Source organism: Mesorhizobium sp. 1B3 (assembly GCF_050958605.1).
Taxonomy (GTDB): Bacteria; Pseudomonadota; Alphaproteobacteria; order Rhizobiales; family Rhizobiaceae.
This window is the reverse complement of record NZ_JBJHDO010000013.1, coordinates 1-19,799: the sequence shown is the minus strand read 5'-3', so window position 1 is coordinate 19,799 and position 19,799 is coordinate 1. Positions and strand designations below refer to the sequence as shown.

Annotated in this window: 19 protein-coding genes and 2 tRNA genes; 16 read left to right on the top strand and 5 right to left on the bottom strand. The window is 62.3% G+C overall.

Annotated features, from left to right (window positions below; translation table 11 throughout):
* Positions 1–11: 11 nt before the first annotated feature.
* From ACCO56_RS27035 to ACCO56_RS27025, 3 genes are read right to left on the bottom strand one after another with little or no spacing between them, the layout of a single operon-like run.
* A complete protein-coding gene (locus ACCO56_RS27035) occupies positions 12–1,247 on the bottom strand; it encodes an FAD-dependent oxidoreductase (protein ID WP_433644016.1) in 1,236 nt (411 codons plus the stop codon).
* Between the two features lie 9 nt (positions 1,248–1,256).
* Positions 1,257–2,453, bottom strand: a complete 1,197-nt coding sequence (locus ACCO56_RS27030) for an amidohydrolase family protein (RefSeq protein WP_433644015.1) — start codon at positions 2,451–2,453, stop codon at positions 1,257–1,259.
* Positions 2,454–2,465: 12 nt separating this feature from the next.
* Positions 2,466–3,038 carry an amino acid synthesis family protein gene (locus ACCO56_RS27025; RefSeq protein WP_433644014.1) on the bottom strand — a complete coding sequence of 191 codons (573 nt, stop codon included), beginning with the start codon at positions 3,036–3,038 and terminating at the stop codon, positions 2,466–2,468.
* Between the two features lie 104 nt (positions 3,039–3,142).
* On the opposite strand from ACCO56_RS27025, the gene ACCO56_RS27020 reads away from it, so the two are divergent.
* The 4 genes from ACCO56_RS27020 to ACCO56_RS27005 all read left to right on the top strand — a co-directional run bounded on the left by ACCO56_RS27020 (position 3,143) and on the right by ACCO56_RS27005 (position 7,139).
* Positions 3,143–3,850 carry a hypothetical protein gene (locus tag ACCO56_RS27020; RefSeq protein ID WP_433644013.1) on the top strand — a complete coding sequence of 236 codons (708 nt, stop codon included), beginning with the start codon at positions 3,143–3,145 and terminating at the stop codon, positions 3,848–3,850.
* Complete coding sequence (locus ACCO56_RS27015) at positions 3,847–4,590, top strand: alpha/beta fold hydrolase (protein WP_433644160.1); 744 nt, start codon at positions 3,847–3,849, stop codon at positions 4,588–4,590. The genes ACCO56_RS27020 and ACCO56_RS27015 overlap by 4 nt, the downstream gene beginning before the upstream one ends.
* 122 nt (positions 4,591–4,712) lie before the next feature.
* Entirely contained in the window at positions 4,713–5,384 is a 672-nt protein-coding gene (locus tag ACCO56_RS27010) for a GntR family transcriptional regulator (protein WP_433644012.1), read from the top strand.
* 129 nt (positions 5,385–5,513) lie between these two features.
* The gene (locus ACCO56_RS27005; RefSeq protein ID WP_433644011.1) at positions 5,514–7,139 is read left to right on the top strand and encodes an amidohydrolase; all 1,626 of its coding nucleotides are present in this window, start codon (positions 5,514–5,516) and stop codon (positions 7,137–7,139) included.
* A gap of 773 nt (positions 7,140–7,912) precedes the next feature.
* On the opposite strand, the gene ACCO56_RS27000 is transcribed toward ACCO56_RS27005, so the two are convergent.
* Positions 7,913–7,987: transfer RNA gene (locus ACCO56_RS27000), tRNA-Gly, on the bottom strand.
* 225 nt (positions 7,988–8,212) lie between these two features.
* Here ACCO56_RS27000 and ACCO56_RS26995 point away from each other — a divergent pair.
* From ACCO56_RS26995 to ACCO56_RS26940, 12 genes are all read left to right on the top strand, one after another.
* Positions 8,213–8,710: a prolyl-tRNA synthetase associated domain-containing protein gene (locus tag ACCO56_RS26995; protein ID WP_433644010.1), complete on the top strand. Its 498-nt coding sequence runs from the start codon at positions 8,213–8,215 to the stop codon at positions 8,708–8,710.
* A 67-nt stretch (positions 8,711–8,777) separates the two neighbouring features.
* Positions 8,778–9,743, top strand: a complete 966-nt coding sequence (trxA, locus tag ACCO56_RS26990) for a thioredoxin (protein ID WP_433644009.1) — start codon at positions 8,778–8,780, stop codon at positions 9,741–9,743.
* A 99-nt stretch (positions 9,744–9,842) separates the two neighbouring features.
* Positions 9,843–10,514, top strand: coding sequence for an LON peptidase substrate-binding domain-containing protein (locus ACCO56_RS26985; RefSeq protein ID WP_433644008.1), 672 nt, complete (start codon positions 9,843–9,845; stop codon positions 10,512–10,514).
* A gap of 63 nt (positions 10,515–10,577) precedes the next feature.
* Positions 10,578–10,772: a Trm112 family protein gene (locus ACCO56_RS26980; RefSeq protein WP_433644007.1), complete on the top strand. Its 195-nt coding sequence runs from the start codon at positions 10,578–10,580 to the stop codon at positions 10,770–10,772.
* A gap of 671 nt (positions 10,773–11,443) precedes the next feature.
* Complete coding sequence (locus tag ACCO56_RS26975) at positions 11,444–11,998, top strand: copper chaperone PCu(A)C (RefSeq protein WP_433644006.1); 555 nt, start codon at positions 11,444–11,446, stop codon at positions 11,996–11,998.
* A 184-nt stretch (positions 11,999–12,182) separates the two neighbouring features.
* Entirely contained in the window at positions 12,183–12,713 is a 531-nt protein-coding gene (locus tag ACCO56_RS26970; protein WP_433644005.1) for a YcnI family copper-binding membrane protein, read from the top strand.
* Between the two features lie 70 nt (positions 12,714–12,783).
* The gene (locus ACCO56_RS26965) at positions 12,784–14,400 is read left to right on the top strand and encodes a copper resistance CopC/CopD family protein (RefSeq protein WP_433644004.1); all 1,617 of its coding nucleotides are present in this window, start codon (positions 12,784–12,786) and stop codon (positions 14,398–14,400) included.
* 244 nt (positions 14,401–14,644) lie between these two features.
* Positions 14,645–16,027 (top strand): aspartate aminotransferase family protein, encoded by a 1,383-nt coding sequence (locus tag ACCO56_RS26960; protein WP_433644003.1) that lies wholly within the window; start codon positions 14,645–14,647, stop codon positions 16,025–16,027.
* A 77-nt stretch (positions 16,028–16,104) separates the two neighbouring features.
* Positions 16,105–17,175, top strand: coding sequence for a tartrate dehydrogenase (locus ACCO56_RS26955; protein ID WP_433644002.1), 1,071 nt, complete (start codon positions 16,105–16,107; stop codon positions 17,173–17,175).
* Between the two features lie 153 nt (positions 17,176–17,328).
* Positions 17,329–17,970, top strand: coding sequence for a 2-dehydro-3-deoxy-6-phosphogalactonate aldolase (locus tag ACCO56_RS26950; RefSeq protein ID WP_433644001.1), 642 nt, complete (start codon positions 17,329–17,331; stop codon positions 17,968–17,970).
* Between the two features lie 159 nt (positions 17,971–18,129).
* Positions 18,130–18,660: a putative glycolipid-binding domain-containing protein gene (locus ACCO56_RS26945; RefSeq protein ID WP_433644000.1), complete on the top strand. Its 531-nt coding sequence runs from the start codon at positions 18,130–18,132 to the stop codon at positions 18,658–18,660.
* Positions 18,661–18,896: 236 nt separating this feature from the next.
* Positions 18,897–19,289, top strand: a complete 393-nt coding sequence (locus ACCO56_RS26940) for a c-type cytochrome (RefSeq protein WP_433643999.1) — start codon at positions 18,897–18,899, stop codon at positions 19,287–19,289.
* Between the two features lie 332 nt (positions 19,290–19,621).
* Here the strand turns inward: ACCO56_RS26940 and ACCO56_RS26935 are convergent.
* A tRNA-Met gene (locus ACCO56_RS26935) sits at positions 19,622–19,698 on the bottom strand.
* Between the last annotated feature and the right edge of the window lie 101 nt (positions 19,699–19,799).

Genomic DNA, 19,799 nt, shown 5'->3' with positions numbered 1-19,799 from the left:
CCCTGTCTGTGTTATGCTGATTTCGGTTCTTGACCCTGCGGCATGCTCAGTCTTCGCTGGGCATCGAGCATTGAGGTTCGCATCAGGAAAGTCTTGGCCGCCGATGGATTCTCGGCGATCCGCGCCAGATCTTCGAGATTGCGCGCTCTCGTTGCGGGGTCGCGCTCCTCCAGGCGTTTCTTGTTCTGGATCGTCTGCGCCTGGACGAAATCGTTGGTGATGGTGCGGCGCTGTCGTGCATAGGCATCGAGGAGCTCCTCGCCGCCTTCGCCGCGCCATAGTCGACCAAGCTTATCGGCCAGATTGGCGGCGTCCTGAATGCCGCCATTGAGTCCCATGCCGCCGATCGGATTGTTCACATGAGCGGCATCGCCGGCAAGCAGGCATCGACCCTTCCTGAAACTGGCCGCCACGCGCTGGTGAACCTGATAGATGTTGCGATGAACAACGTCGTAGGACCCGGTCTTCGGAAAGAACCGCTGAAGGCGGGCCTGAACCACCGGGTCGCTCAGGAGTTCAGCCTCGCCCCCGGGTTCAGCGGGGAAGACAGTTCGCCAGAGGCCGGGCGGACCGTCGCCCGCGACCTTGAAGCAATTGCACCACTGTTCGGGATCGGCAAAATAACTGCGATAGCTGTAGCCTCGTTCTGCCATAAAATCGAAGGGTGTCGAAAGGACCACGAACCGCTCCGGCCAGGTGAAGCCCTCGAACTGGATCCCCAACGCCTTGCGAACGAAGCTTCTTCCCCCATCGGCCCCGATCAGATAGCGGCCCCCATGTCTCTCCCTGCCGACAGCCGAAGCCACGTCGATCGTGACGGAGTGCACCCCGTGTTCGAGGCTGACCACCTCGCAGCCGAACCGCACTTCCGCATGTGCAAACTGAAGTAGATGCGCCAGGGCGATCCGAGACGTCTTGAACTGCTCGCACTGGACAACATAGGGAAATGCCGTCTCGTCGCGGAGCAGATCGTGGTCAAACTGTGCAGTCAGGGCGCCGGTCTGCCGATCCCAGAACTGGAAGTAGCGCGCCACCAATCCCGCCTCCTCCACCTCCCGACGCAGGCCGAGATCCTCCAGAATTTCGAGGGTAGCGGGATGAGTGGTCGCAGCACGCGGATCGTCTTGGACGGCACCATGGCGCTCAAACACCGTCACCGGAATCCCCTGGCGTGCCAGCCCCAGCGCACAGATCAACCCTACTGGGCCGGCACCGACCACAAGGACCCTTTCATCCTCCCGAACCACATTCGTCTCCTAATGACCTGCAACGTTGAAATCATGCATCACAGACGATCGCGCGACGCGAATCCTGCGCATGGTGGGCGGTGTATTGCGGCTGCGTCCAACGAATCTCGGCATGCCGCCGCTCACCACGGCACCGACAGCAGCGGGGTCGCCGTTCCGCAGGGCATCGAGCGCCGTTGGCTGTGTACCGCCGAGTGGCGAGTCGATGATGGCGACGTCGGCATCCCTTCCCGCGCGGAGGACACCGGAACTGAGATGGAACCTCGCAGCGTTGTTGCCGGTGGCGGCCGCTATGGCGATCTCCGGCGGCAGGCCGCCTAAGCTCGCCAGATGCGAGATCGTGTACAACATGCCGAGTGGCATGATTCCGCTGCCGGTCGGAGTGTCGGTTGCGATCAGAAGGCGGTCCAGCGCGTTATGTCGCATGGCAAGCGCGGTGCATAGAAGCGCGGTGCGGAGATTCCCGGCCGTGCAGACCTGCAACGCGATGGCGCTGTCCTGTACGACCTGGGCCAGGTCGGCGTCCGACATAGCGACAGGTCCGCCATTGACGTGGAATGAGACATCCGGGGCCATCGCCAGCAGATGGCGTGCGCCTATCGCCGATGAGCCGGGTATGGAGGCGCCGCCAGTGTGAACCGTCGTAACGAATCCACGCGCCTTGGCCCACCTTACCATCGGCACGTAATCCATAGGGTCCACGACTGCACCGAATCCCGCCTTGGCCAGCCAAACGCCCTGCTCGGCGGCCTCGGTGAAATCCTCCTCGCAAAGCCCTGGCTCCAGGATCAGTGAGCCGGCCCAGACCTTCATCCCGCCGGGCCGGTAGGTGTCGAAGCAACGCTGTGCGGCAAGGGCCAGTGCCTTGATGCCGGCAGGGTCGGCCGGACGACCGGGGACGTGCACCTCCGATGCCGAGACGGCGCTCGTAACGCCGCCATGCAGATAGCTCTCCAGAAAACCCACCGTCTTCTGTCGCGGCGTGTAGTCTCCAAACGTGACATGGACATGTGAGTCGATGAGACCGGGGATGGCTGTGGCGCCGCCCGCGTCGATCACCACGTCGCAATCCTCGACCTCGGACGCGGACGCGGTTCCCACCGACGAGATGAGCCCGTTCTCAATGAGGATCGCATCGCCGGCGATGAATGGCTCGCGCCATTCGCCGGAAACGATGCAGCCGAGATTAATCAGTGCGAGCTTCACCTCAGCCCGACCTCAATAGAGTCCGTCATCGCCGCGAATCTCCCCGGCGCGCAGTCCACCGACACGGTCGTTGAGACGTCCCCTGTTGGCCGTAGCCAGAATGACCGCAATCTCGTCCGGGAGCGGCGAGTCCGCCAGCAACAACGTCATGCCATCGTAATGCGATCGGACATAGAGCGCATCCTTATGCGCCAGCGGCACGTCGATGATCGAGCCTGGGGCGGCGCGCTTGGTAAAGGACGAGATCCAGCCTTTGCCGCCGCCAACCCCCTTGCGAACAGTGTCGCCGAAGGCCGAGGTCAGCATCGCCACCGCATGCTCCTGCTCCCCGGAAAGCCCCGCGATGCCTGCCTTTCCGTAGCTGACAATGTCATAGGGCTGCATCGCTTGTACTGCTGCGGCGACCATCTCCTGGGCAATGGCGACGCTCGATCCGACGAGGCCGGAGAGATCTTCCTGGAACCGGCCGGCCAGCGGATTTCCGACCACGGCGACGACGGCCACTTTCCGCAGGACGGGATCGGCGGAAACGCCCGCTTCGCCGCGCGTTTCCTCGATGAAGGTGGAGAGCTTTCTGATCTTCATGGCCTATCCCTGCCCCTTGACGTTGAATGAGATCGTATGGGAAGACTACAAAATGTCAATTTGTCGTTGAAACTTTTTTTTGCACATAATGTGCAATCCAAGGCATGATCTCGGAGTGGATGCAGATGCAAGGATGGGATGTTCTCTTTTCGGAAATGACGCCGGCAGAACCCTGGGAGGATGAGTTCAACGCCTGGTATGATAATGAACATATTCCGCTGCGCATGGCATTGGAGGGCTTCGAAGGCGCGCAGAGATACAAACGGAACGAGCGTGATTATCTGACGGTTTACGATCTTTCCGGCAGCGGCGCGCTCGAAACGCCGCAATATCGAAACCTCAAGAACTCGCCGAGCGCGCTGACAAAACGAATGCTCGATTCAGTGGCCAACTTCTCGCGCTATGTCGGCAAATGCATTGATGCGACATCCCGCGAAAACAAGTCGATCGGCGCTTCCGTACTCTATGCGGTGTTCTTTCGCGTGCCGAAAGGCGATTTAGCGGCCTTCGACGGTTGGTACGAACGCGACCATGTGCCGATACTGATGGAATGCGAAGAATGGCTCGCTTGCCGTCGTTTTGATTTGGTCTCGTCGCATCCTAACCCCCATAACCGACTCGCCCTGCACTACCTTTCCTCCGAACGCGCACTGCGTTCAGAGGCGCGTCAACGCGCACGAGAGACGGAATGGCGGCAGCAGCTTTCGCGGAACGATTGGTTCAAGCCCGTCTATATGGTATTTCAGAAACACGGGGAGCGGTTTCATGCGCCCGCTTCGCTTTCTCCCTTAAATGCCCGAGCATCAAGATGACGTCCGTCCCCTCCAACGGCGGAAATCCTAGGACATTCGTGCTGATCCATAGTGCTTGGCATGGCGGGTGGTGCTGGCGGCGGGTCTCAGATTTGCTCGCCCGCCGCGGTTATCGCACGCTGTCACCGACCCTGACGGGGCTCGGCGAACGTTCTCACCTGATGAACCCCGCGATAGATCTCGATACCCACACGCACGACATCGTCAATGCCGTGAGGTGGGAGAACCTCGACGACATCGTCCTCGTCGCACATTCCTACGGCGGGTTCGTCGCAGCCGGCGTCTTGGAGGCATTGGGTCCGCTGGTTTCATCGCTCGTGCTGGTGGATGCATTTTTCCCGCGTGACGGCGAAGCTATGATCGACGTTCTGCCATCCAGGCCACGGCAGAACGTCGAGGAAGCCCTGGCGAAAGGCGAGATGGTCCTTCCGCCCCGACCTGCGGCAAGCTTTCGCATCAATGACGCCGACCGGGAATGGGTGGACAGTATGTGCACTCCACAGCCGCTTGGTACGTTCCTGCAACGCCGCCGCATCCAACGCGGCTGCACGAGCCTGCGCAGGAAGGCTTTTGTTCGCGCTACCGATTTCCCGAGTGAGAGTTTCGACCAAGTTCGCGATCGACTTCAATCGACTGGAGGATGGGAGATATACGATGTCGCTTGCGGCCACGACGTCATGCTGGACGATCCGGAGGCGCTATCGGAAATTCTGCATCTACAGGCCCAATGGCAGACTTGAAGGCATCTGCCGGAGGCGGAAAGACATTCCACACTTTTCATCGATAAAAGGCAATTTTGTAGTTTGACTCTGCGGGCGCGCAGCAGCACATTCCCCCGCCTTGATATAGGGAGACAACATCCGTGACTCCGATAACGGCCGATCAACTATCGCAACACGCGTTCCACACGCTTCGAACCGATATCATCGCCGGCAAGCTCGCGCCGGAGATGCGGCTGCGTATCGCGGTTCTGAAGGACCTGTATGGGATTGGCACGAGCCCATTGCGGGAAGCGCTATCACGGCTGGTCGCGGACGGATTAGTGATCGATCTGGAACGACGAGGCTTCATGGTCGCGCCTATCTCGATCCAAGATTTCCAAGACCTTACAAATACCCGTAAGTTCCTGGAGAAGGAAGCGCTCCGGCAGTCGATCCTGCACGGCAACGACGACTGGGAAGGACGCATCATCTCGTCGTTTCATCAACTCACGAAGGCGCAGGGGCGCCTGGATAAAGCAGCCCCCGAAACCGTTATGGAGTGGGAAACGCTCAACAAGGCCTTCCACGAAACCCTGATTTCGGCCTGCCCTTCGAAATGGCTGCTCCGGTTCCGAGACATGGTCTACTCCTACACCGAACGCTACAGGCGGATCTGCCTTACGACCGTCGACGTGTCGCGCAATGTCCAAAACGAACACAAGGCTCTTCTGGACGCCGTTCTCGCTCGTGACTTCGAGCGCTCCGCCACCCTCAATGACGAGCACCTGGAGAACACGTTCCAGAAGGTGATGAAAAGCGGAAAGCTCACCTAAGTCCTTGGCGTCGGCTCATTCCGTCATCATACATTTTACCGACAAAACTTGCTTTAGGCGATAAAATCTTGACATCGGGACAGCGGAAGACTAGGCATGGGTAAGTGCAAAATCCCAGCAGGCTCCAAAATGACCCAATCCCAACGCCCCGCCACGATTGTCCTCAGAAACGGCAAGGTGCTCACCGTCGACGCCAGCTTCCGCATCGCTGAGGCAATCGCAATCGAAGGCGACCGCATTGTCTCGGTGGGATCCGATGCGGACGTGGACCGCTGGACGGGAGCGGAGACGCAAGTCATCGATCTTGAAGGCAGAACGGTCGTCCCCGGCTTGGTGGACAGCCATATCCACATGCGCTCGAACGCCGCCAGCCAATTCTCCCTCCCTTTCGACGATGCAACATGCATCGCCGACATGAAGAAGCTGATCGCGGCCCAGGCGAACGCGGTTCCGACGGGAACATGGATCACCGGCTCGAGCGGATGGCACCATAACCAGCTCTCGGAGAAGCGACTGCCAAACAGGCACGACATCGACGACGTCTCTCCTCAGCATCCCGTGCAGTTCATGCGGAACGGCCATATAACCATCGCCAACTCATTAGCGCTGAAGCTGGCGGGCATCACGGCCGAAACGCCCGATCCCGAGGGCGGCAAGTTCGGGCGGGACGCCGACGGCTCGCCGAACGGCATCCTGTATGAAGCAGCCGCATGGGGCAGAATGCGCGCATTGCTCCCTCCCTTCCCTCCCGCCCAGTGGGCGCAGGGGCTGGAGAATTTTGCGCGCAAACTCAACGCCTGCGGCATCACCGCAACCCTCGAGCCAGGTCTGCTGCCCGACGAAATCGCCGGTTTCATGGAACTGTGGAGGCAAGGCAGGATGACGACGCGTGCGCATATCCTGCGCCGCTTCAAGACTGCCACAGATGCAAGATCAATGGCGATGCTTGCGCCCAATTTCGGAGATGATTGGCTCAAGTTCGGCGGCTTCAAATTCAGCATGGACGGAAGCACCGAGCAGGCCTGTCTCAGCGAGCCCTATGAAACCGCACCCGATAACGAGAGCCCTGGATACCACGGCAGGATGATCCTACCGCAGGGCGGGCTCGATGAGCTGCGCGAGATGTTCCGTATCGCCGCGAGTCAGGGATGGCCGGTTCAGGTCCACGCGCTCGGCGACGAAACGATCCGCGTGCTTCTCGATCTCTTCGAGGACGTGAACGAGGAGTATCCGATCGCGGATCTGCGTTGGGCGCTGCTGCATGCCTTCCTTCCGAGCAGCGAGGCGATCCAGCGAATGAAGCAGCTAGGCATCTTCGTCACCGTCCAGAACCAGATGGTGAAGGTGGGTCCTACGATGAACCGCTTCTGGGGCGCGTGTCGAACCGACCAAGCCGTACCGCTCCGCTCGATGCTGGCCGCCGGCATCCCGATCGGTGCCGGAACCGACTCGCCGGTCGTCTCGTACAATCCCTTCGAATGCATATGGTGGATGGTAACCCGCAAGACTTTGACCGGCGCCGTTTACGGCAAGCACGAAGCGATCGATCGCGAGACGGCGCTGCGGCTCTACACGATCGACAGCGCGCGGGTGATGTTCTGGGAGGACAAGATCGGTTCGCTCGAAGTCGGCAAGCTGGCCGATATCGCTGTGCTTTCAGACGATTACCTGCGAATCGAGAAAGACGAGATCCGGAACCTGACCGCTCTGCTCACCATCGTCGGGGGCAAAGTCGTCCACGACGTCCTCTCATAGCGCCCGCTCGCAATCCTATCCGAGAAAATGGCTGCACGTCATTGACGTCCTACCAGCAAATGAAGGAGGGGGCGCGGGCGCCCCGCAAGGCTCGTGACCGACCATCTCAAATTTCTCGACTACAAGGGCGGTTGCCGAAGTGCTTGCACAGTACCGCGCCCAATCGAAGTGTACGGTGAAGCTGACCTTCCAACCGGCGGAAAAGGCCTTCCGGGCAGAGAGATCGCCGGAGCTCGTCTAATGGTGAACAAGGCGCGATAGAGAACCCTGAACCTGATTCTATATTCGGTCTCCATGTGGTGAATGGGATCGGGGTGGGGCAGATCCGCTACCGCTTCGGGCTCATGACAGCATGGCGCGCCACGTCCAGGATCAAGGAGAAACAAACTCATGGCGCAGCGCTTACGACAAGATCGTCCGCAACCGACTCAATAGAGGGATCGACCGCGCTGCAAACAGCTTATACCGGCGCGAGATTCGCCTAGCTCGTTAGATGGCGCACTCGAAACAATTCGAACCCTGCCCCGCCAGACTAGTTAGGCTCTGGAGACCGCGGTACCATGCCCGAACCAGCACGCTATGTAGGAAATTTCTTTGAATCTGCTGCGATCACGGCGCTGACCTCGCGCGGCTTTTCCGCAAGGTCCACCCGGCTATATCCGACGATTTACCTGCGCATACTTGAATAACGCTTTGAACCCGGAAGGACTAGCCGCTCAACCAGGGAAAATGCCCGTCCTGACACTCCCTGGGCCATTGGTTTGCTTAAAAACTGGAGCGGGCGAAGGGATTCGAACCCTCGACCCCAACCTTGGCAAGGTTGTGCTCTACCCCTGAGCTACACCCGCTCACACACGGCGTCTCGCCGCAAGCCGCGCCTATATGGCCGAAGAGCGTTTGGATTGCAACAGGGAAATGACGCCGTTTTCAGCATTTTCGGCATGAGGCCGGCGACGCAAGGGAAGACGGTTGCCAAGGCCTGTTCGAGCCTCCATGCCAATGATCAGGGCTTGCGGCGGCCAGGCTTTTGGTCATAGTCGCGACCGTCAGGACAACCAGCGAACGACCAAGACATGCCCAGGACGCCGGCCGAACTTCACGCCTTTCTCGACGATCTCGGAATCGCGGTGACGACCGTCACTCATCCGCCGCTCTTCACAGTGGCGGATTCGCAGGCGCTGCGCGGCGAGATTCCCGGCGGCCACACCAAGAACCTGTTCCTCAAGGACAAGAAGGACAATTTCTTCCTGGTGACCGTCGGGGAGGATGCGACGGTGGACCTGAAAACGATCCATCAGGTGATCGGTGCGGCGAGCCGTGTCTCTTTCGGCAAGCCGGAACCGCTGATGGAGCTGCTCGGTGTGATTCCCGGTGCCGTCACCGCGTTCGGCGCCATCAACGACACCGAAGGAAGGGTTCGGATCGTGCTGGACAAGACGTTGATGGAGCATGACGTCATCAACGCCCATCCGCTCACCAACGAGGCGACGACGTCGATTGCGGCGCAAGATCTTTTGAAATTTCTGAAGGCGACAGGCCACGAAGCTGTTATCTTGAAAGTTTCCATGTGATCTCCACATGGAGGCCGCACGGCGCCGACGGCGCAGGAAGGCAGCGCACCCGGCCGCGAGGATGACCATGGACGACAAAAACAATCCCTATGCTTCGAATGGCGGCTATGCCGCGAATGTGCAGTTCGGCGCCACGCCGGCGGCTTCGCCGCAGCCCGCCAAGGACCTGATCAAGGACACCACCACGGCCACCTTCGCCGCCGACGTGATCCAGGAATCGCGCGTCCAGCCGGTGCTGGTCGACTTCTGGGCGCCGTGGTGCGGGCCTTGCAAGCAACTGACCCCGGTGTTGGAGAAGGCCGTCCAGGCCGCCGGCGGCCGCGTGAAGCTGGTCAAGATGAACACAGAGGAGCATCCGGCCATCGCCGGGCAGCTCGGCATCCAGTCGATCCCTGCCGTCATCGCCTTCAAGAACGGCCAGCCGGTCGACGGTTTCATGGGCGCTGTCCCCGAGAGCCAGGTCCGCGATTTCATCCAGCGTGTGGGCGGCAAGGCCGATGACGGCGCAGGTGTTGCCGAAGCGCTCGCCGCGGCCGCGGAAGCCCGCGCCGCGGGCGATCCCACGACGGCCGCCGAAATCTATTCGGCGCTAATGGAGCAGGCGCCGGAAACGCTGGAGGCGATCGCCGGGCTCGCCGAGCTGATGTTCGAGGCGGGCAACGTTCAGGGAGCACTCGCGGTTCTCGACGGTGCCCCCGCCGATAAGAAGGACGCGCCGGTGCTGTCGGCCGTGCGCGCAAAGATTTCGCTCGCGGAACAGGCGGCGTCGCTCGGCGAGGCGGCCGAATTCGAGCGCCGGCTCGCCGCCGATCCCGGGGATCACCAAGCGCGGTTCGACCTCGCCATGATCCAGAACGCCGAGGACAAGCGCATGGAGGCGGCCGACAACCTGCTCGCCATCGTCAAGGCCGACCGCGCCTGGCAGGAGGACGGCGCCCGCGCGCAGCTCCTGAAGTTCTTCGAAGCCTGGGGACCGACCGACGAGGTGACGCTGGCGGCGCGGCGCAAGCTGTCGTCGATCCTGTTCTCCTAGGGAAGACAAATAGAGCAGACGGGTGACGGCCGGCCCGGCTTGAGTTCGGCGGGCTGCTGCCCCACATAAGGGCACAACTGACACTCAAAGGTGATCGCCTTGCAGGCGGGAAACGCATATTACCGGGGGCCGAAGGACCTGCCCTCAACCATCCCGTTGTTTCCGCTGGCCGCCGCGCTCCTCCTTCCCGGCGGACGCATGCCGCTGAACGTTTTCGAGCCGCGTTATCTGCAGATGGTCGATGAAACCCTGGCCGGGTCGCGGCTGATCGGCATGATCCAGCCGAGCCTCGACGGAAGCCTGCGCGACGATGGCGAGCCGGAGCTCTGCCAGGTCGGCTGCATCGGCCGGATCACCTCGCTCGCCGAAACGGGCGACGGGCGCTATCTGATCTCACTCCAGGGCGTATGCCGTTTCCGGGTCTCCGAGGAACTGGCGGTCAAGACCCCCTTCCGTCAATGCCGCATCGCTCCCTTCACCTGCGACCTCGACGAGGAGCTGGGCGCCAAGGAAGTGAACCGGCCGGCTCTCCTCAAGGCGTTCCGCGCCTATCTCGAAGCCAATGGGCTCGATGCGGACTGGGACAGTGTCAGCCGGGCCGAGAACGGCACATTGGTGAATGCGCTCTCCATGATGGCGCCGTACGGGCCGGCGGAAAAACAGGCCCTTCTCGAAGCGGCCGACCTGAAGACCAGGGCCGACACGCTGATCGCCATCACCGAAATGGCCTTGGCCCGAGCAGACGACGATTTCGGGGCGGGCCTGCAATAAGCCATTCCGTGGCCGAAGGCGTCGCCGCGCCGATGCGGACGAAACGAAGAAATGGATGAAGAGATGGCCAAGGAAGAAAGCAAGCCGATGGTCGACGTCAAGCTGCTGGAACTCCTGGCCTGTCCGCTCACCAAGGGTCCGCTGACCTGGGACGCGAAGAACTGTGAGCTCATCTCCAAGTCGGCCCTTCTCGCCTATCCCGTACGCGACGGCATCCCGATCATGCTGCCTTCGGAAGCGCGGCAATTGGACGTTTGATACAACGGCCAAGTAAGGATTGACCGTTCGCGCAAGCTCCGACGTCATCTTCGCTCTCGCCAATCGCCAACGTTGATTGCTGGCGAAACCAGCCGCAGCGCACTGTCCCTGAACCTGCGACACATCGGACCGGCGGACGCCCTTTTGCGCGAAGTGGCAAGCTGGTACATAGGATGCGACCGGTGAGGCACGAAGGTGGAACACTGCCGAAAAAACGGAAGGAGCTTCGTAGTCGCGCTTGCCGCGGCTTACATCCTCATTCTCCAGTCGGTGGTCGGAGCCCTTGCCCTAGGAGCGGGTCCCAAGGGACCCCCGCTCGACATCTTCGGAAATCCGCTCTGCATCACCAGCGCCGATCACGGCGAGCAAGGGCCTGCAGGGCACGATAAAACCCCGTTGTCAGATTGCTGCACGGCAGCGTGCAGCATGTTCGCGCCGGCTTTCCTCCCAGCCCGGTTATTCTCCCATGTCGCGAACCCGCTGCCTATGGGTGCCGAGCCTCTCGGCCCTGTTGCGGAGATAGCTCCGCGAGCCGCTCTCGAACACGATCCCGGAAGCCCCCGCGCTCCTCCTTCGCGCGCCTGACCAAAGCCGCTTCATGCGGCATGTCAGATCGTCGGCATACGCGCCGGCTGCCCTTCATGGCCAGCGGCGCCGCAGGAGTACGTCAAATGCAATCCTTCACAAGCGCCACAGCGCGCATCTCCGCCTTTCCATTCGAAACCTCGAAATGCCTCAAAGGGCGCCTCGGCATCTTCGGTTTCGCTCTCGCCCTTCCCTTCGCCATGGCACATGGCTTGTGGGCGCAAGACTTCAGGGCCGGTGAAATCGAGATCGTCCGTCCCTGGTCCCGGGCCGCGCCGGAAGGTGCCAAGGTGGCGGCAGGTTATGTCGTCCTGAAGAACCACGGCCCGGCCGCGGACAAGCTGATTGCCGTAACCGCTGAGATCGCCCGAAAGGCCGAAATTCACGAGATGGCCGTGGACGACAAGGGTGTCATGACGATGCGGCCCCTGGCCGGAGGTCTCGAGATCCCGTCCAGTGGCGAAGCCAGTCTCGAGCCGGGCGGTGTCCATATCATGTTCATGGGCCTCGAGCGCAATCCGAAGCGGGGGGAGACCTTCAAAGGGACGCTCACCTTTGAGAAAGCCGGCGCAATCGACGTGGAATTCAGCGTCGACTCGATCACCGGCAACAAGGCAGGTCACGGCAGCCACGGAGGCTGAGGCGCGAACGACGCTTCGCGGACGCCATTTCCACCCGGGGAAGTAACGTCTCGCGTTGCGGCGCGTCGAAAGCTGGCGCGCGGCTGAAACGCGCGATGAAAACAGGCTCGGGCCCCCTTCACAAAATCAAAGCGCCGCCGACGCAGACCTTGCGGCGGCAGCCATCCTTCAAAGGAGAAATGCGATGTTCAAAAAGTGGATAGCCTCGGCGGCGGTGCTGATGCTCGGCAGCGGCGCAGCGCTCGCCCACGTCACCCTGGAGGGCAAGGAGGCGTCGGTCGGTTCCACCTACAAGGCGGTGTTGCGCGTGCCGCATGGCTGCGAAGGCAAGCCCACCAATGTGGTGCGCGTTCGAATCCCCGAGGGCGTGATAGCGGTGAAGCCCCAGCCGAAGCCCGGCTGGCAGCTTCAGAAAATCCGTGGCGCCTACGCCAAAACATACGACTATTACGGGACCCCGACCGGCGAAGGCGTCAAGGAGGTCGTCTGGAGCGGAGGCAATCTCGGCGACGACGAGTATGACGAGTTCGTGCTGCGCGGCTATCTGACGACGGATCTGAAGGCCGGCGAAACATTGTACTTCCCGGTCGTGCAGGAATGTCCGGGGGGCCTTGCCGAGCGGTGGATCGAGATCCCCGCGGCTGGCCAGTCGGCCGACGACCTCGAGCTTCCCGCACCCGGCGTGCTGCTGCTGGAAAAGACCGGCGGCCATTGAAGCCATCGAAGCCATGGGCCGGCGCGACAAGCGCCGGCTTTTCCCCTTCGGAAAGAAAGAGGCGCCCCTGATGATGGCATTCGGCCGCGCGATATCGTTGATCATGGCAATGCGCGCCATGATGCTCGCTGGGCTGGCCTGGCTCTGCCTGACAACCGGGGCAGCCGCGCATGCATCGCTGGTCGCGACCCGGCCCAGCGACGGCGCGGTCGTCGATGCGCCGCCGGCCCTCTTCACCCTTTCGTTCAGCGAGCCCGTTTCGCCTCTCGCCCTGCGGCTGGTAAAGCCGGACGGTAGCGCTTCCATCCTCGATTCCTTCCGGCTGCGCGATCGCGAGGTCGAGATCGAGATGCCCGGCACTCTGGATCGCGGCACGCATGTCCTCTCCTGGCGTGTCGTCTCCGAAGACGGCCATCCCGTCGGTGGGTCGGTCGTCTTTTCCGTAGGCGAAACGAGCGCCTCGCCACTGAAATCCGTGGAGCCCGGCAACCGGGACGTTCGCACCGGGCTTTGGTCGAGCAGGGTCGCGCTCTATCTCGGACTGTTTTTCGGAGTCGGCGGAGTGTTCGCCTTCCACTGGCTCCTGGGAGGAGAACAGGCAGGCCGGAACTTGGTGGCTGGCGCTCTGGCTTTGGGCGTGGGCGGTACCATCGCTTCGGCCGGGTTTCAGGGACTGGATGCGCTGGGTGTCCCTCTTTCCAGCTCCTTCGATCCGTCGGTTTGGCGATCTGGACTGGAAACGAGTTACGGCAGGACGGTCATTGTCATGATGATCGCCTTGGCGGCGGCAACCGCCGCCCTGATGCCGGAAGCGAAGATCCTGGGACGGTCGCTTTCGCTCGGCGGCCTTCTGGGCGGAGCCGCCGCTCTGAGCCTGAGCGGGCATGCCGGCGCCGCCGAACCGCAATGGCTGACGCGGCCGTCGGTGTTCGTGCATGCCGCGACGATCGCATTCTGGGCCGGCGCGCTCATGCCTCTCGGCATATCGCTGCGCTCGGGCGGGCCCGGCGGCGCTGCGGCGCTCCGACGCTTCTCGGCGGTCATTCCCTATGCCGTATGTGCCCTCGCCACTGCCGGCGTCATATTGGCTGTCATACAGGTCGAGGAGCCCCGCGCCCTCGTCGAAACCGCCTACGGCAAGCTGCTCCTCGTCAAGCTGGTGCTTGTTTCGATCCTCCTGCTGCTCGCCGCGATAAATCGCTGGAAATTCACGGCTCCCTCTGAAGCCGGTGAGCCGGCCGCCGTGCGAAGGCTTGTCCGCTCGATCGCCGTCGAGTCGCTTGTCATCCTGACCATCTGCGCTGTGGCGGCGGGTTGGCGTTTCACGCCGCCGCCACGCGCGATCGCTATCGCCAGCGCGCAGCCCGCTTCCACGCACATCCATGCCGCCAAGGCCATGGCCGATGTCGAGATCACCCCCGGCCGCATCGGGCCTGTAACGGCCTCGGCCGCGATCATGACGGGGGATTTCGGTCTCCTCGACGCGAAGGAGGTCACATTCGTCTTCTCCAATCCCGGCGCCGGCGTCGAACCGATCAGGCGCAAGGCCGCGAAGGCGACGGATGGAAGCTGGCGCGTCACGGATCTCGTCCTGCCCCTGCCTGGAACTTGGAAGATCCGCCTCGATATCCTGATCAGCGATTTCGAGATGACGCGAATCGAAGGCGAGATTGTCGTTAGCCCGTGACACCCCGACGAGTGTGCTTCGGCCGCACGATCGGAATCTCACCAGCCTTCTTGTTCTGCTATATCGTCTGCGCCCACCCGGCCGCCATGTGCGGCACATTGGCCAATAGGGATAGGAACGGTGGACGATTATCCCGACGATCCGCAGCGCCTATAAGAGGATGAGCAGCAGCCGGTCGTCGACCGTGATAAGCCAGCCGGCATGACGGAGCCGGCGTCTGAAATTCGATTAGCGAGGTAGATCCATGTCCAGACCGAATTCCACCGCCGCGCGCGACATTGCGCACCAGCTCCACCCCTATACCGACGCGGTACGCCATGCGGAGATCGGACCGATCGTCATGGAGCGCGGCGAAGGCATCTATGTCTTCGACGACCAGGGGAAGCGCTACATCGAAGGCCTGGGCGGCCTGTGGAGCGTGGCAGTCGGCTTCGGCGAGAAGCGGCTTGTCGAGGCGGCTGCAAGGCAGCTCGAGAAGCTGCCCTACTATCACACCTTCGCCCACAAATCGCACCTGCCGTCAATCGCGCTCGCCGAGAAGCTCGCGGAGATGGCACCGGAAGGGCTGTCGCACGTCTTCTTCACCAATTCCGGCTCCGAAGCCAACGACACGGTCATCAAGCTCGTCTGGTATTACAACAATGCCCTCGGTCGCCCGGCGAAGAAGAAGTTCCTGGCCCGCACCCAGGGTTATCACGGAGTGACCGTGGCGGCCGCGAGCCTGACCGGCCTGCCGAACAACCACCGCGATTTCGACCTGCCGGCGATCCCCGTGCGTCATCTGACCTGCCCGCATTACTACCGCTTCGGCCAGCCCGGCGAAACCGAGGCCCAATTCGTCGATCGCCTGGCGGCCGAACTCGAGGCCGTCATCCGGGAAGAAGGCCCCGAGACCATTGCCGCCTTCATCGGCGAACCGCTGATGTCGGCCGGCGGCGTGTTGCCGGCGCCGGAGGGCTACTGGCAGAAGGTTCAGGAGATCTGCCGCCGCCATGATATTCTTGTCGTTGCCGACGAGGTGATCACCGGTTTCGGCCGTCTCGGGACGACCTTCGGCTGCGACTATTATGGCATCAAGCCCGACATCCTCGTGGTGTCCAAACAGATCACCTCTTCCTATCAGCCGCTGGCAGCGGTCATCATGTCGGACGCGATATACAAGGTCATCGCCGACAACAGCGGCAAAATCGGCACGTTCGGGCATGGCTACACCGCGAGCGGCCATCCCGTCGCCACGGCGGTCGCGCTGGAGAACCTGGCGATCCTGGAAGAACGAAGGTTGATCGAAAATGCCGCCGCGATGGGCCGCGTCCTGCAAAAACGGCTGCGCGATCTCAACGCGCATCCGCTGGTCGGCGAAGTCAGGGGCGTCGGCCTTATTGCCGGCGTCGAGTTGGTGGCCGACAAGGCGACGAAAGCGCGCTTCGACACGCCCGGCAAGGTCGGCGCCTATGTCTTCGCGCGCGCCCATCATCACGGCCTGATCGTTCGCAACATCCTGGACACGCTCGCCTTCTGCCCGCCGCTGATCATCACGGAAAGCCAGATCGAGGACATGGTGCAGGCCTTCGAGCGCACGCTTGACGACGCTGCGGAGTGGATCGCCGCCGGGCAGCCCGCCTACTGACGAACCACGAGGAGCTTGACGGCGCGGCGGCAACCGCCGCGCCGTTCTTCCTTAGATCCGCACCGGGGAAAGATGCCATGAGCAAGCACAGGATCGCGGTCATTCCAGGCGACGGCATCGGCAAGGAGGTCGTGCCCGAGGGACTGAGGGTCCTCGAGGCCGCCGCCGCGAAATTTGGGATCGGCCTCGAATTCGAACACTTCGACTTCGCGTCCTGCGACTACCACGCCAAGCACGGCGCGATGTTGCCGCCGGATTGGAAGGAGCGGATCGGCGGGCATGACGCGATCTTCTTCGGCGCTGTGGGCTGGCCCGATACCGTTCCCGATCACATATCCCTCTGGGGCTCGCTCCTGCAGTTTCGTCGTGAATTCGACCAATATGTCAATCTTCGCCCCGTCCGGCTGATGCCCGGCGTCCCCACCCCGCTCGCCGGCCGCGTGCCCGGCAGTATCGATTTCTATATCGTGCGCGAGAACACCGAGGGCGAGTATTCTTCGATCGGCGGGCGGATGTTCGCCGGCACCGAACGGGAGGTGGTCATCCAGGAAACGGTGATGAGCCGCATCGGTGTCGACCGGATCCTGCGCTACGCCTTCGAGCTGGCCGGCCGGCGCGAGGCCAGGCACCTGACGTCGGCGACGAAGTCCAACGGCATCTCCATCACCATGCCCTATTGGGATGAGCGCGTCGAAGCGATGGCGCGGAACTATCCCGGCGTGCGCTGGGACAAGTACCATATCGACATCCTCGCCGCGCATTTCGTGCTCAACCCCGATCGCTTCGACGTGGTCGTCGCCTCCAACCTGTTCGGCGACATCCTTTCGGATCTCGGCCCTGCCTGCACCGGCACCATCGGCATCGCGCCCTCGGGCAATATCAATCCGGAGCGGCGCTTCCCCTCGCTGTTCGAGCCGGTCCATGGTTCGGCGCCAGACATTGCCGGCAAGGGCATCGCCAACCCTATCGGGCAGATCTGGGCGGGTGCGATGATGCTCGACCACCTCGGCCATGCCGATGCGGCCGCGGCCATCGTAAAGGCGATCGAAGCAGTGCTGCCGTCCAAGGCGTTGCGCACGCGCGATCTCGGCGGCGATGCCGACACGGTCACCTGCGGCAAGGCTATCGCCGAAGCGCTGACCGGCTGATGAGCAGCCACGTTCGTGCCAAGCGGCGCCGATGTCCTGCCGAACGGTCCTCGCCTGTTCGTTCAAAGCCAGAACCTTTCTCCTGGATGGCACTTTGCAGCGGTGCAGCGGATGGGCTATCGAACCGCCATCGCTTCGCAAGGGAAGAAAGACATGGCCTCTCCTATCGCATGGCCTGCGCTGCGGCGCTCGCTGGTCGCAATCCTGCGCGGCATCACGCCTGACGAAGCCGCGGAGGTCGTGGGCGTCCTTGTCGAGGAAGGCTTCGAGCTCGCGGAGATCCCGCTCAACTCGCCCGATCCCTTCACCTCGATCCGCCGCGCTGCCGCAGCCTTCGGCGACAGATGTGTGATCGGCGCGGGAACCGTGCTCGAGCCCGAGCAGGTCGACCGGCTGGCCGAAGTCGGCGGGCGGCTCCTGGTGAGCCCGAACATCGACCCCGGCGTGATCGCCCGCGCATCGGAACACGGAATGCTCACCATGCCCGGCGTCTTCACGCCGACCGAGGCCTTGCTTGCCGTGAAGTGCGGCGCCTCGGCGCTGAAGTTCTTTCCGGGCAGCGTGTTGGGCGCCAGCGGTATCGCGGCGATCAAGGCCATCCTGCCGAGGGAGACTGTCATCGGCGTCGTCGGCGGGGTCTCCGAGAAGTCCTTCGCGGAATTCAAGAAGATCGACGTCGGCACTTTCGGCCTCGGCACCAACCTCTACGCGCCCGGCGACAGTGCCGAGACGGTTCGCCAGAAAGCCCGCCGCATTATCACGGCCTATGACGCCGTCTTTGCCGACCGGCCGTGAGTCCAGTCAGAGACCGGTCGACGGTCCAGGGCAGTTCCCCAGGGAATTTCGAGCACGCCGCACACCCGCATAGTTTCAGCGGCGGGCTGTTCACACAGTTGGTCACATGCCAAACTGCCCGGCGTCGAACGGCGAGGCCGAAAGAGCGGCGGCGAAGCGATGAAACGGATTTGGCGCAGACGCGACGAGCCTGGACTGGAAGTCTTCCAACTTGATTCCGACGCCGATGGATTCTCGGCCCTGTCGACCATCGTGCACGCCGGCGAAGATGCATTCGGCATGTCTTACATGTGGCGTCTCTACCCGGACATGCGGACACGGGATCTCGATCTCCGCCTCACCAGCCCGACACGACGGGAGATGAGAATCGAGCGGATCGCGAGCGGCTGGCGCGTCGACGGACAGGAGAGGCCAGACCTGGCCGGATGCGACGAGGTCGATCTGTCGGCAACGCCGTTTTGCAACACACTGGCCATGCTGTTGCTCAAGGGGTCGGGCGAATTGACCACGCTGTACGTGGACCTGCCTTCGATGCGCATGGAGCCCTCCAGGCAACGTTATGCCACCCTCGGGCAAAATCGCTGGCGGTATTTGGACCTCGGTGCCGCCAACGGCTTCGAGGCAGACATCGAGGTCGATGACCGCGGCCTGGTGGTCGATTATCAGGGCTTGTTCGAGACGGTGCGCTGACTGCACGGGCCCGCCGCTCCGATAGTCAACATCCGCTTTTCGGTACCCCTGGCCTTCGAGCTGCTGCTTCTTCGTTTCCGGCGAAAATGTCGCATGAGCGGCGAACCATCAGGAAAGAAGAACAATCTCAATTGGTTGGTGGCCGGCTGTCGCTCCCAGCGATGGCTTCTGGAGCTTGACCTCGACCATTGTTGAGGAAGTAGGGGAGCGTCGTCCGATCAACCAGGAGCATCGCCATGCGCGCCTTCTTGCGCACCGTTTCGATTTCGACGACCGTATTCCTTGTCAGCCTACCGAGTGCCCAAGCCCAGACCGGCAACGTCGCGGCGGGCGAGAGACTGTTCAAGAAGTGCCTGATCTGCCACGCCGAAAGCGTCGACGAGGCCAGGCGCGGGCCATCGCTGGTGGGCATCGTCGGCCGCAAAGCCGGAGTCGCGGATGGCTATCCCTATTCGGAGGCGATGCGCGCGGCCGGCGCGGCAGGACTCGTGTGGGACGAAGACGAACTGGCGGCTTTCATCAAAAGCCCGCAGGCGAAGGTGAAGGGAAGCTGGATGTCCTTTTCCGGGGTTTCCCGCCCGAAGGACATCAGCGATGTCATCGCCTATCTGAAACAGCTCGCGCGATGAGCTCCACCATGGGAAGATCAAGGAAATGGCAGGTCATCCTACTTCCGGCCGGCCCCGGAGGTGAGGGAGCGGCCATGGTTCTCCGTTTGCCCCATGCCATTTCGTCCAGGCGAAGTGGTCGGCATTCGGAACGTCAACCTGCCGATCGGTCGGCTTTGCTGGCCGGGCTGGCGGCCGCGGCATTGAAGCAGACTTGAAAGCATGCGCCTTTGTCGGGCAGGCCGGGCAACCGGCCTGCACTCTCGCCTCGGGCTACCCGGGTCACGGCGGATTGTCGAACATCCCAGAACGCAAAAACCCCGCCACAAGGGCGGGGCTTTTACATTTGCAATTGGTTGCGGGGACAGGATTTGAACCTGTGACCTTCAGGTTATGAGCCTGACGAGCTACCGGGCTGCTCCACCCCGCGTCAACTCTGAAAGGGTGACGCACCCTTATATAGGCCTTCGCCTACGTCTTTTCCATATTCTGCGCCCGGCGTGGCGACATTTGTCAGAGAAGATATCTCGA

What these genes read in the sequence shown, in the direction of transcription:
- ACCO56_RS27025 (WP_433644014.1), bottom strand. Translation starts at nt 3,038, where the DNA reads ATGAAGATCAGAAAGCTCTCCACCTTCATCGAGGAAACGCGCGGCGAA.
- ACCO56_RS27020 (WP_433644013.1), top strand. Translation starts at nt 3,143, where the DNA reads ATGATCTCGGAGTGGATGCAGATGCAAGGATGGGATGTTCTCTTTTCG.
- ACCO56_RS27015 (WP_433644160.1), top strand. Translation starts at nt 3,847, where the DNA reads ATGACGTCCGTCCCCTCCAACGGCGGAAATCCTAGGACATTCGTGCTG.
- ACCO56_RS27005 (WP_433644011.1), top strand. Translation starts at nt 5,514, where the DNA reads ATGACCCAATCCCAACGCCCCGCCACGATTGTCCTCAGAAACGGCAAG.
- ACCO56_RS26995 (WP_433644010.1), top strand. Translation starts at nt 8,213, where the DNA reads ATGCCCAGGACGCCGGCCGAACTTCACGCCTTTCTCGACGATCTCGGA.
- trxA (WP_433644009.1), top strand. Translation starts at nt 8,778, where the DNA reads ATGGACGACAAAAACAATCCCTATGCTTCGAATGGCGGCTATGCCGCG.
- ACCO56_RS26980 (WP_433644007.1), top strand. Translation starts at nt 10,578, where the DNA reads ATGGCCAAGGAAGAAAGCAAGCCGATGGTCGACGTCAAGCTGCTGGAA.
- ACCO56_RS26975 (WP_433644006.1), top strand. Translation starts at nt 11,444, where the DNA reads ATGCAATCCTTCACAAGCGCCACAGCGCGCATCTCCGCCTTTCCATTC.
- ACCO56_RS26970 (WP_433644005.1), top strand. Translation starts at nt 12,183, where the DNA reads ATGTTCAAAAAGTGGATAGCCTCGGCGGCGGTGCTGATGCTCGGCAGC.
- ACCO56_RS26965 (WP_433644004.1), top strand. Translation starts at nt 12,784, where the DNA reads ATGATGGCATTCGGCCGCGCGATATCGTTGATCATGGCAATGCGCGCC.
- ACCO56_RS26960 (WP_433644003.1), top strand. Translation starts at nt 14,645, where the DNA reads ATGTCCAGACCGAATTCCACCGCCGCGCGCGACATTGCGCACCAGCTC.
- ACCO56_RS26955 (WP_433644002.1), top strand. Translation starts at nt 16,105, where the DNA reads ATGAGCAAGCACAGGATCGCGGTCATTCCAGGCGACGGCATCGGCAAG.
- ACCO56_RS26950 (WP_433644001.1), top strand. Translation starts at nt 17,329, where the DNA reads ATGGCCTCTCCTATCGCATGGCCTGCGCTGCGGCGCTCGCTGGTCGCA.
- ACCO56_RS26945 (WP_433644000.1), top strand. Translation starts at nt 18,130, where the DNA reads ATGAAACGGATTTGGCGCAGACGCGACGAGCCTGGACTGGAAGTCTTC.
- ACCO56_RS26940 (WP_433643999.1), top strand. Translation starts at nt 18,897, where the DNA reads ATGCGCGCCTTCTTGCGCACCGTTTCGATTTCGACGACCGTATTCCTT.